The organism is Sulfuricurvum sp., from assembly GCF_028712165.1.
GTDB lineage: Bacteria > Campylobacterota > Campylobacteria > Campylobacterales > Sulfurimonadaceae > Sulfuricurvum.
On the sequence record NZ_JAQTQR010000087.1, the window covers coordinates 1 to 10,615 of the forward strand.

Annotated in this window: 11 protein-coding genes; 8 read left to right on the forward strand and 3 right to left on the reverse strand. The window is 45.0% G+C overall.

All coding sequences use genetic code 11. The annotated features are described in order from the left end of the window. The 8 genes from PHP90_RS12535 to acs all read left to right on the forward strand — a co-directional run. A partial coding sequence (locus PHP90_RS12535) for an ATP-binding protein (RefSeq protein WP_299930537.1) occupies nt 1–300 on the forward strand: 300 nt, incomplete at its 5' end. Beyond that, nucleotides 281–946 (forward strand): response regulator transcription factor, encoded by a 666-nt coding sequence (locus tag PHP90_RS12540; protein ID WP_299930540.1) that lies wholly within the window; start codon nt 281–283, stop codon nt 944–946. The genes PHP90_RS12535 and PHP90_RS12540, both read left to right, overlap by 20 nt. Nucleotides 947–1,079: 133 nt before the next feature. Then, nucleotides 1,080–2,396 (forward strand): OprD family outer membrane porin, encoded by a 1,317-nt coding sequence (locus PHP90_RS12545; protein ID WP_299930543.1) that lies wholly within the window; start codon nt 1,080–1,082, stop codon nt 2,394–2,396. Nucleotides 2,397–2,409: 13 nt separating this feature from the next. Next, entirely contained in the window at nt 2,410–2,724 is a 315-nt protein-coding gene (locus tag PHP90_RS12550) for a DUF485 domain-containing protein (RefSeq protein WP_299930547.1), read from the forward strand. After that, entirely contained in the window at nt 2,721–4,382 is a 1,662-nt protein-coding gene (locus PHP90_RS12555; RefSeq protein WP_299930550.1) for a cation acetate symporter, read from the forward strand. The genes PHP90_RS12550 and PHP90_RS12555 overlap by 4 nt, the downstream gene beginning before the upstream one ends. 104 nt (nt 4,383–4,486) lie before the next feature. After that, nucleotides 4,487–6,310, forward strand: a complete 1,824-nt coding sequence (locus PHP90_RS12560) for a putative nucleotidyltransferase substrate binding domain-containing protein (protein WP_299930553.1) — start codon at nt 4,487–4,489, stop codon at nt 6,308–6,310. Beyond that, entirely contained in the window at nt 6,310–6,924 is a 615-nt protein-coding gene (locus PHP90_RS12565) for a 3'-5' exonuclease (protein ID WP_299930556.1), read from the forward strand. The genes PHP90_RS12560 and PHP90_RS12565 overlap by 1 nt, the downstream gene beginning before the upstream one ends. Before the next feature lie 12 nt (nt 6,925–6,936). Then, complete coding sequence (gene acs / locus PHP90_RS12570) at nt 6,937–8,895, forward strand: acetate--CoA ligase (RefSeq protein ID WP_299930561.1); 1,959 nt, start codon at nt 6,937–6,939, stop codon at nt 8,893–8,895. Nucleotides 8,896–8,939: 44 nt separating this feature from the next. On the opposite strand, the gene PHP90_RS12575 is transcribed toward acs, so the two are convergent. The 3 genes from PHP90_RS12575 to PHP90_RS12585 all read right to left on the reverse strand — a co-directional run. Then, the gene (locus tag PHP90_RS12575; RefSeq protein WP_299930564.1) at nt 8,940–9,206 is read right to left on the reverse strand and encodes a heavy metal-associated domain-containing protein; all 267 of its coding nucleotides are present in this window, start codon (nt 9,204–9,206) and stop codon (nt 8,940–8,942) included. Further along, on the reverse strand, nt 9,194–9,805 hold the full coding sequence (locus PHP90_RS12580) for a mercuric transporter MerT family protein (RefSeq protein WP_299930567.1): 612 nt from the start codon (nt 9,803–9,805) through the stop codon (nt 9,194–9,196). Before PHP90_RS12580 ends, PHP90_RS12575 begins: the two co-directional genes overlap by 13 nt. After that, nucleotides 9,802–10,615: transglutaminase-like domain-containing protein (locus PHP90_RS12585; protein WP_299930570.1), on the reverse strand; the 814-nt coding region annotated here is incomplete at its 5' end. The genes PHP90_RS12585 and PHP90_RS12580, both read right to left, overlap by 4 nt.

The following is a 10,615-nucleotide window of genomic DNA, read 5'->3' on the forward strand; positions in this document are numbered from 1 at the left end:
ATTACCAACGCGATCAAATATACCAAATACGGTGAAATAATCCATGTCGGGGTACAGTGTGATACTTCCAAATGCCTTTTTTGGGTGGAAAGCCGATCCCAAAAAATTCATGATTCCCAAAAGATTTTTGAGGCATACTATAGGGAACGTAAAAAAACAGACGGTTTTGGCTTGGGGCTGAGTCTGGTAAAATCGATCTGTGATGAAGACGGGGTGGAGATCAAGATTGTCTCTGACAATGAGTTGACCCGTTTTGAATATCATTTTAAAAAGGGGAACGGTGAAAATACTTCTGCTTGAAGACGAACAAATGCTCAGTGAAGCGATTCATGAATATTTGTTGGCGTTGGGTCATCGTGTCACACTTTTTTTTGATGGATATGAAGCACTTGAGACGCTGAAGCAGGAGACGTTTGATCTGTTGATTTTGGATATTAATGTCCCCGGAATAGACGGTTTGGATCTGCTCGAACAGCTGCACATGCTCAAAATACGCCCTCCCGCTATCTACATCAGCGCACTGGTGGATATCGAGGGGATCAGTCGTGCCTATGATTTGGGATGTTACGATTATCTGAAAAAGCCGTTTCATCTCAAAGAACTTTCGCTTCGTATCGATAAAGTGATGCAAAGCTGTGCAACTCCCCAAAATCATTTACGTCTTTCAAAAAGTTACGGATACGATGCTTCCACCTCTACATTGATGTGTGATAACGTAACACAGACCTTGACAAAGCGTCAGCTTCAAATTATTGACCTTCTCGCACGTAATCGTGGCAGAGTAGTCGATTTTGATCAATTTCGCTCCTATGTATGGGATGAAGAGTACGTGGATAACCCGACAATTCGGGCAGAAGTGAGCCGCTTAAAAAAAATCCTCAAAGAAGACTTTATACAAAATATTCGCGCGTTAGGTTACATGATCGATATCCCGCGTAACTATTAAAGTTACTTTTTTACACACAATCTCCTTTTTCAGGCAATTCAATAGGATAAATTTTTCTAATTTTACAAATGCTACGTTCTTGCTACGTTTCGTTTACATAATGGCAGTGTGAAAAACTTATGAAGGAGTGAGAATGAGAGGTACAGTATCTCTATCGCTTTTGGCGTCAGCTTTGGTGGTGAACGCTTTTGCAGCCGATGATTTGGCAGGAATGTTTAAAGAAGGAAAAGCAAGCGGACAAATCCGTGCTTTTTATATTGATCGTGATTATTCACCTGGCGTACATCGTGATGGACTTTCTCTTGGTGGTTATCTAAAATACGAAACCGGTTCTTTATATGGTCTCAGTGCTGGGGCAGCATTTTATACGACAAACAAATTAGACAGTAAAAGTTCAGTTGCGGCTGAAAATGATACTACACTTTTCGGTTCAAACGGAGACAATGAAACGTATCTTGGTGAAGCGTATTTGCAGTATAAATACGGCAATACTGCCTTTAAAGCCGGACGTCAAAAACTCGATACTCCTCTTGCCGGGTCTGATGATGCACGTATGCTTCCGAATCTTTTTGAAGCGTATGTATTAAGCAATACGGATGTGAAAGATACAACGTTGATTGCAGCTCATGTGACAAAATTCGCGGCGGGAACGTTTGCGAATGCTTATAATAATCAACCTGCAGCATTGTCTTTGACTTCTGGTTATAGTGGCCTAGCAGGTGCAACCAGCATGGTAGGTAAATTTACGAATATGGGTGAATATGCTATCGGTAAAAATACGGATGGCGTAAGTGTCGCAGCGGCAATCTATTCGGGTGTACCGGGATTAAAATTGCAGTTGTGGGATTATTATGCTCATGATATTCTCAATGCTATCTATGCTGAAGTGAACTACGGATGGAGCTACAGCAGCGGTGTAGCACCGTATGTAGCGGCTCAATACATCAAAGAAGATGATGTCGGCAGCAGCTATGCGACTAAAGTGAACAGTGATTTCATTGCTGCAAAAGCAGGGGTAAAAGTGGCTAATTTTGACCTCTATGCAGCAGTCTCCCAAAATAGCAAGGATTCATCAGCCGCGATCAACGGCGGAACCATCACACCATGGGGTGGTATGCCTGCTTATACGCAAGGGATGGTAACACGTCACCAATTTATGGCGGGAACCGATGCGTGGAAAGTAGCGGGAAGCTATAACTGGAAAGATATGGGTATAAATCTTAATACGGGTGTTTATTACACCTCATTTGATATGGATGCTCTAAACGGCTACTCAGCTAATCATGCATGGACGGCTACTGAAGCAGGATTTGATTTTATTTATTCTCCTGAAGCAGTCAAAAATCTACAACTTCGTTTCCGTGGAAATTTCCCGCGTGATTTCAAAGAAACGACAACTGTCGGCACTGGTTGGGATGAATATCGATTTATTGCCAACTACAACTTTTAAAGGAGGTTGAATTATGAAACAAGAGATGGTCGATCGTATTAAAAACGATCCTGATTTTATTCATCTTGTCAAAACACGCAGCTCATTTGCGTGGACATTGACAATCGTTATGTTGGTTATTTACTTTGGCTTTGTATTGACGATCGCATTTGATCCGTCTATCTTGGGTGCACAGCTCTCAGCAGACTCTGTTACCACAGTGGGAATCCCTGTAGGTGTCGCTGTCATTGTTATCGCTTTTGCATTGACAGGAATTTATGTTCGTCGTGCTAACGGTGAGTTTGATGAATTGACCGCTAAAATCAAAGCTAAAGCAAAGGGAGAATGATGAAAGCGTTATTATTAGCTCTTTTCTCTGTCGCTGCGTTTGCCGGTGAGGCACTATCGGGCGCTGTTGAGAAGCAACCATTGAATATGTCAGCAATTACCATGTTTATCATCTTCGTCGGGGCAACCTTGGGGATTACCTATTGGGCGGCAAAACGTACCAAAACGGCAAAAGATTTCTATACGGCCGGCGGCGGTATTACTGGTTTTCAAAACGGTATGGCGATTGCAGGGGACTATATGTCAGCAGCATCGTTTTTGGGGATTTCTGCCCTCGTTTACGGCAAAGGGTATGACGGTTTGATCTACTCTATCGGATTCTTGGTCGGTTGGCCGATTATTTTGTTTATGGTAGCTGAACAGCTCCGTAACCTCGGTAAATATACCTTTGCGGACGTTGCGTCGTATCGTCTTCAACAAACCCCTATCCGCACATTGGCGGCATTCGGATCGATCTTGACCGTTATTTTGTATTTGATCGCTCAAATGGTAGGGGCTGGAAAATTGATCCAACTTTTATTTGGTCTTGATTACGAAGTTGCGGTTATTTTGGTCGGTGTATTGATGATCCTTTACGTAACATTCGGTGGGATGTTGGCGACTACATGGGTACAAATTATCAAAGCGTTCTTGCTCCTTTCCGGTGCGACGTTTATGGCGATTGCGGTTATGGCTCACTATAACTTCAACTTTGAATCCTTGTTCTCTACAGCGGTTAGTATGAAAGATCAGACTATTATGGCTCCGGGAGGTTTGGTCAGTGATCCGATTTCAGCTATTTCACTCGGTATTGCGTTGATGTTCGGTACTGCCGGACTTCCGCATATCCTTATGCGCTTTTTCACCGTCAGTGATGCAAAAGAAGCACGCAAATCGGTTTTCTATGCGACAGGATTTATCGGGTATTTCTATATCTTGACGTTCATCATCGGTTTCGGTGCGATCGTAATGGTCTTCAAAAACCCTCAATATCTTGATTTGGCGAAACAAGCGACTGATGGCGGATTCCCGATCCTCGGCGGAAACAATATGGCGGCAATTCACTTGTCTCATGCAGTGGGCGGCGACTTCTTCCTCGGATTTATCTCTGCGGTTGCATTTGCAACGATCCTTGCGGTTGTTTCAGGTTTGACATTGGCAGGGGCTTCTGCGATTTCACATGACTTGTATGCCAGTGTTATCAAAAAAGGTAAAACGGATGGATTGATGGAGATGAAAGTTTCTAAAATCGCTACAGTTGTATTGGGTATTATTGCAATCTATTTAGGTATTGCGTTTGAAGAACAAAACATCGCGTTCATGGTCGGATTGGCATTTGCGGTTGCCGCGAGTGCAAACTTCCCGATTTTGTTCCTTTCTATGTATTGGTCAAAACTCACTACTCGCGGTGCATTGATCGGTGGGTCATTGGGTCTTTTGACTGCAGCAGTATTGGTTATCCTCGGACCTACGGTTTGGGTTGACTTTTTAGGAAATGCGGAAGCTATTTTCCCATACAAATATCCGGCTCTCTTCTCTGTAAGTGCGGCGTTTATCGGAATCTGGTTCTTCTCTGTTACGGATAAAAGTGAAAACTCACGCAGAGAAATTGAGGCGTATGAAGCGCAATACATCCGAAGCCAAACCGGTATCGGTGCTGAAGGTGCTGTTGAGCATTAATTTGAACGTCCAAGGAATAAAATCCCTTGGACTGCGCTAGCCGCTAAGGCACTAAAGCTTGCCCCGTTCGGGGCAGATTTTTTTCAATAGAATTAGGAGTATACTTGAGTCTTTTTGATCAAAAAGCACTTTTGATGTCGATCCATCCTTTTGACCTTTTGGGAGAGAGGATGATCGAAAAACTGATGACCCAGATGGATATCGCCTATTATCCCAAAGAGACGGTTCTGATCGCTCCGAGGGTGAGAGCAGAATCCCTCTATATCATCATCAAAGGGATAGTCAACGAAACCATCGACGGTGAACTCCAAAACGTTTACGGGGAGCGCGACAGCTTTGACGCGAACTCCCTGATATACGGCAATACTCAAAGCACCTTTATCGTAGACGAAGATCTTATCTGCTATGAACTCCCGAAAGAAGCCTTTCTAAACCTCCTCCAAGATGTCGAACCGTTCCAAAATTACTTCATGCAAGATTTCATCACCAAACACCAAAATCTAAAAGAGCGTCAGCACCAAAATGAACTTACCCCCTTTATGGTTTCCCGTGTTGATGAGATCTATCTGCATACGCCGTGTTTTGCAGATGCATCCGAGAGCATCATAGAAGCATTGCAGAAAATGGCGCATCAGGGGGCACAGGTAATTTTGGTTCGGGATGGAGAAGTGATCGGTATCGTAACCGATACCAATCTGCGCGAACGTGTTCTCTTGAGAGGAAAAAGTACTGCGGATGCAATCGGTGACATTGCGACGTACGGTCTTTTTACGATCGAACGTAGCGATTTTTTGTTTAATGCATTGCTCCTGTTCACCAAACACGGCGTCAAACGGCTCGTCGTTACAGAGGGGAATAAAATTGTCGGTATTTTGGAGCAGCTTGATCTTTTGAGCCATTTTGCCAACCACACCCATCTCATTGCAGCGTCTATCGACCGTGCCAACACGCTTGATGAGCTTCAAAGTGCTCAGCGTTCGCTTACCCATCTGGTACGTTCATTAACGACAAAAGGGGTGCGGGTACGGTATGTATCCAAACTGGTAAGTGAGCTCAATGCAAAACTCTATCGAAAAGTTTTTGAGATGGTTGTTCCCGAGTCGATGCAAACCAATTGCGCTTTGATCGTTATGGGGTCTGAAGGGCGCGGTGAACAAGTGCTTCGTACGGACCAGGATAACGGTCTTATTATCCGAGACGGAGAGGATGAATCGTTATTTGTTCCGTATATGATGGAGCTAAACCGCTATTTGCTTGAGTTGGGATTCCCTAAATGCAGCGGTAATGTAATGGTTTCCAATCCCTATTGGCGTCATGATGTTACAGGCTATAAAAAAATGGTTTCCGAATGGGTCGAAACGTTTAACGAAGAGAGTTTGATGGGTTTATCGATCTTTGTAGATGCTCAGTGTGTGGCAGGAGATGCTGCATTGCTTCAAGAGTGTCGGGAGTATCTTTTTGACTCGTTTGAAGGGCGAAACGATGTGATGGCCCATTTGGCAAAAGTGGTTTTGGCATTTGAAACACCTCTGAGCCTCATCGGCGGATTTGTATTGGGAAGGGCTGAACACGAAAGCGAACTCGATATCAAAAAAGGGGGCATTTTCGCGATAGTCCACGGTATCCGTGTTTTGGCACTTGAGCACAAAATTGAGTCCACTAACACGATTGAGCGGATTAAAGAACTGAATAATATCGGTTTATTTGATAAACGTTTTGCCAGTGAGCTGATCGAAGCCTACGATACTCTCCTCAGTATCCGTTTACGTTCTATTCTGTCTCAAAAACAGATTAGTGACGTTCAAAATTATGTTAATCCGAAATTGCTTACGAAAGCCGATCGTGATTTACTCAAAGATTCGTTTAAAATCGTCAATACCTTCAAAAAATTTCTCACGTACCATTTTCATCTTGGAATGGTGGTGTGATGTTTGAAAATTTCAAACGTTCATGGAACCGTCGATCTTTAAAAGATGAGAGCTATGAATGGATGTTTGAACCCTATGAAGGGGATGAAGTAGTAGTATTTGATACCGAAACAACGGGACTCAATACAAAAAAAGATGCAGTACTGAGTATCGGTGCGGTTAAAATTAAAGGTGACCGCATCCTTACCTCGGAGAGTTTTGAAATATTTATGAAACCTTCACGAGAAATCAGTGCTGAAAGTATTAAAATCCACCATATCCGACCGTGCGATTTGGAGAATGCCATAGAGCCGTTGGAAGGGGTGGAAAAATTTTTGAAATTCATCGGAAACCGCCCGTTAGTGGGCTATTATCTGGAATTTGATGTGGCGATGATGAATCGTCTTATCAAGCCGTGGCTGGGCATAACTCTGCCGAATAAACAGATTGAGGTTTCAGGAATCTATTTCGATAAGAAAATTGAGCTTATCCCACAAGGAAATATTGATTTACGGTTTGATACAATCTTACGTGATTTAAAAATCCCGAGAATGGGTCAGCACAATGCGTTAAATGACGCAATTATGACTGCAATGGTCTACATAAAACTAAAACATACGCACAAACTACACTAAGGAGCCTTAATTATGAGCGATACCGTAAAACCGACTTTTCACCCGAACCGAGAGTTTGCAAAGCAAGCCCGTATTAAAAATATGTGTGAATATCATGATCTGCAAACATGGGCACATGAAGATTATGAAGGATTCTGGGGGCATTTTGCCAACGAAAAAATTGACTGGTTTTCACCGTATACCCAAGTTCTCGATGAGAGCAATGCACCGTTCTACAAATGGTTTGTAAACGGTAAACTCAATGTCGCTCACCAATGTATCGACCGTCACCTCTCAAGCCGCAAAAACAAAGCGGCGATTATTTTCGAAGGCGACCGCGGTGATAAACAAATCATCACTTATCTCGAGCTTTACTACAACGTTAATAAATTTGCAAATCTCCTCAAAAACGAGTTTGACGTTAAGAAAGGTGACCGCGTTGTTATCTATATGCCGATGATTCCGGAAGCAGCATACGCAATGCTCGCATGTGCCCGTATCGGTGCGATTCACTCGATTGTATTCGGAGGATTCTCATCTGAAGCACTCAAAGACCGAATCGAAGATGCAGAAGCGAAAGTCGTCATCACTGCCGACGGTGCTTTCCGTAAAGACAAACCGTATATGCTCAAACCGGTTGTTGACCAAGCAATCGATGATAAATCTCCGGTTGAGAAAGTTCTCGTTGTTGAACGTAACAATGAAGACGTTACCTGGGTAGCGGGACGCGATTACTCATACAATGAATTGATCAAAAACCAATCAAGCATTTGTGAAGCGGAAGTAATGGACGCCGAAGATCCGTTGTTCCTCCTTTATACATCAGGTTCTACCGGAAAACCAAAAGGGGTACAACACAACTCTGCGGGGTATATCCTTTGGGCGCAAATGACGATGGAATGGGTATTCGACGTTAAAGAAAACGACACCTACTGGTGTACGGCAGACGTTGGCTGGATTACCGGTCACACCTACATCGTTTATGGACCGCTTGCTATGGGTGCGACGACGGTAATGTTTGAAGGGGTACCGACCTATCCGGATGCGGGACGTCCATGGAAAATGGTTGAAGAGTATAAAATCAACCAGTTCTACACCGCTCCGACGGCAATCCGTGTATTGCACAAAACAGGTGAAGATGAGCCTTCTAAATACGATCTTAGCAGCTTGAAAGTTCTCGGAACCGTCGGTGAGCCGATCGACCCTCCTGCGTGGAAATGGTATTACGAAGCAGTCGGCGGCAGCAAATGTGCGATCGTGGACACCTACTGGCAAACAGAAACAGGCGGGCACATCGTCTCTCCGTTGCCGGGTGCGACACCGATCAAACCGGCATGTGCGACATTCCCTCTTCCGGGGATCATCGCTGAGATCCTTGATCCTCAAACGGGTGTTAAAGTACCGGCAGGAGAGGGCGGTTACATGTGTGTAACCCGTCCATGGCCGTCTATGATCCGTGGAATCTGGGGTGATCCGGAACGTTTCGTGAAATCATACTTTGGTGACGTGAAAAAAGACGGACAGCCGGTATACTTTACCGGTGACGGTGCGATCTACGACGAAGAGGGATACATCACCATCACAGGACGCACCGATGACGTTATCAACGTTTCAGGTCACCGTATGGGAACTGCCGAAGTTGAAGCGGCATGTAAAAAACATCCGAACGTCGCGGAAGTTGCTGTTGTTGGTAAACCGCATGAGATCAAAGGTGAGGGGATCTTCGCCTACATCGTTCTCAAAAGCGAAGATACCGTCGGTGAAGAGATGGAAATGGTCAAAGAGATTAACAAAGTGATCATGAAAGAGATCGGTAACATCGCTATCTGTGATGATATCGTTTTCGTTCCGGGTTTGCCAAAAACACGTTCAGGAAAAATCATGCGCCGTATCCTTCGCTCTATCGCGAAAGGCGATGCGATTACTCAGGATATCTCAACTCTCGAAGATCCGTCAATCGTTGCTACCATCGAAGCGAAAGTCAAAGGCTAATAGCTTCTTCCCTCCTGCTTTGGCAGGAGGTACATCTCATAATTTTATTTTTCTTCCATCGGCTTTGCACTGTAGCCTGTCTGTGCAACGGCATCCTGCATCATCCGAAGTGTAACCTTCTCATCCGTTATGGCCATAGCGCTTTCATTTTTGAAATTAACTTTCGCCTCTTGAACACCTGAAACACCCATCAGCGCTTTTTTAACCGCCAATGTGCACGCGATACAGTGCATCCCTCCGATATGGAGCTTCCACTCTTGTCCGTACACGAGAGACGCTAATAGAAGCAACCCTAGGACTACTCTCCCCATATCAACCCCTCATAGTACGGATAGAAGAGTGCGGCAAGGCTAAAGAGAAATAATCCCCAAAAAAGGACGAGGAGGATTTTGGAGGTGAGGCTCGGTTCACAATCGCATTCGATCTTTTTTTTGATCACCATCTGATAAAAACCGATACTCAGCATGACGACCGCCGCAGAGGTGAATATCCATCGATAGGGCTCTAACGCAGCGACATTGATGATTCCGGCAAAGGAGATCCCGAATACCATAAAGAGGGTTGGTACGATGCAGCATGAGGCGGATAGAAGAGCCGTGATAAGTGCCCCTGATAGGACATAGACAGCACTTCGTCTCTCCTGCTCCATCAGGGCATCGAGGGGATTTTCTTCTTCAGGACGCTCTATATAACCGTTTCCTTTGGTGATGACGAGGCGTGTCGCTCCGTCGCTGAGTAGCTCTTCACTAAAGGTACAGTGCTGTGAGAGGGCGAACCGCTTGCAGTTTTCCCGTCCGCTGAGGCTATTGACCTCTACGGTGAGGATCGCATCTGAGGGGAGGGCATCGAGTGCTTTCTTCGTCTCCAGTACGGGAGCGGGGCAATCCATATCACGGCAATCGAGGATCATTGTATCACTTGTTTGGAGCGGATCGTATAGCGATAGGAGGCGGGATCAAAAGGGTCGAGATATTCCCCCTCCACTTCGCCGTACGGGTAGCCGAACGAATCGAGAACTCCTTGCGTATTGGCAGGGTAGAGGTCAAAGTCGCGCGCATGGTTGAATGCCATCCAGTTGTTTTCCCAAAAGCCGAAAAATTTGTTTGCCAGTTCAATCGCGCGGGGGGAAGTTTTCTCGATCTTCTCTTTCAGTACCAGCTTGGTGATATCAGCAGGATCGCACGGAATCCATCCCATGTTCGGGATAAAAAACTCCACCTTGCAGTGCTGGGATTTGGTAATATCTTCACCCGTACCGAACGCCGGCGAAAGACGAGAAGAGCCGACCCGTATCCCCAACACTTCGCGTGCAGGGATATGGGATGATCGCATCAGTGCGACACAGAGTGCCGACATATCGAGGCACTTGCCTCCCATGCGGCCATCTTTTTCGAGCTGGGCGAGCATAGCGTTAGGGCTCCCGATTCCGCAACCGTGGACACTTTCATCACGGTAACCGTTGTCAATAATCCAATCATAGATTTTACGGGCTTTTTTGAGAGGATTTTTTTCCGATCCTACGATGCTTTTAGCCGTTTTAGCAACGGCTCCGTCAGTCGGAATATGGGCGCTCGGCGCCAAAAAGGCTTTGGCATTCTCTATTTCATCAGGACAAATACGTTTAGGACGGAAATCGCATTGGCGATCTCGTAATGCTACACTCATCGACAGCTCACATGTTTTACTTACGGCACTTTTATCCCAATGGGCATAAAAAGTA

Coding starts and splice junctions, on each gene's coding strand:
- PHP90_RS12580 (WP_299930567.1), bottom strand. CDS start 9,805: ATGATCCTCGATTGCCGTGATATGGATTGCCCCGCTCCCGTACTGGAG.
- PHP90_RS12575 (WP_299930564.1), bottom strand. CDS start 9,206: ATGGGGAGAGTAGTCCTAGGGTTGCTTCTATTAGCGTCTCTCGTGTAC.
- acs (WP_299930561.1), top strand. CDS start 6,937: ATGAGCGATACCGTAAAACCGACTTTTCACCCGAACCGAGAGTTTGCA.
- PHP90_RS12565 (WP_299930556.1), top strand. CDS start 6,310: ATGTTTGAAAATTTCAAACGTTCATGGAACCGTCGATCTTTAAAAGAT.
- PHP90_RS12550 (WP_299930547.1), top strand. CDS start 2,410: ATGAAACAAGAGATGGTCGATCGTATTAAAAACGATCCTGATTTTATT.
- PHP90_RS12555 (WP_299930550.1), top strand. CDS start 2,721: ATGATGAAAGCGTTATTATTAGCTCTTTTCTCTGTCGCTGCGTTTGCC.
- PHP90_RS12545 (WP_299930543.1), top strand. CDS start 1,080: ATGAGAGGTACAGTATCTCTATCGCTTTTGGCGTCAGCTTTGGTGGTG.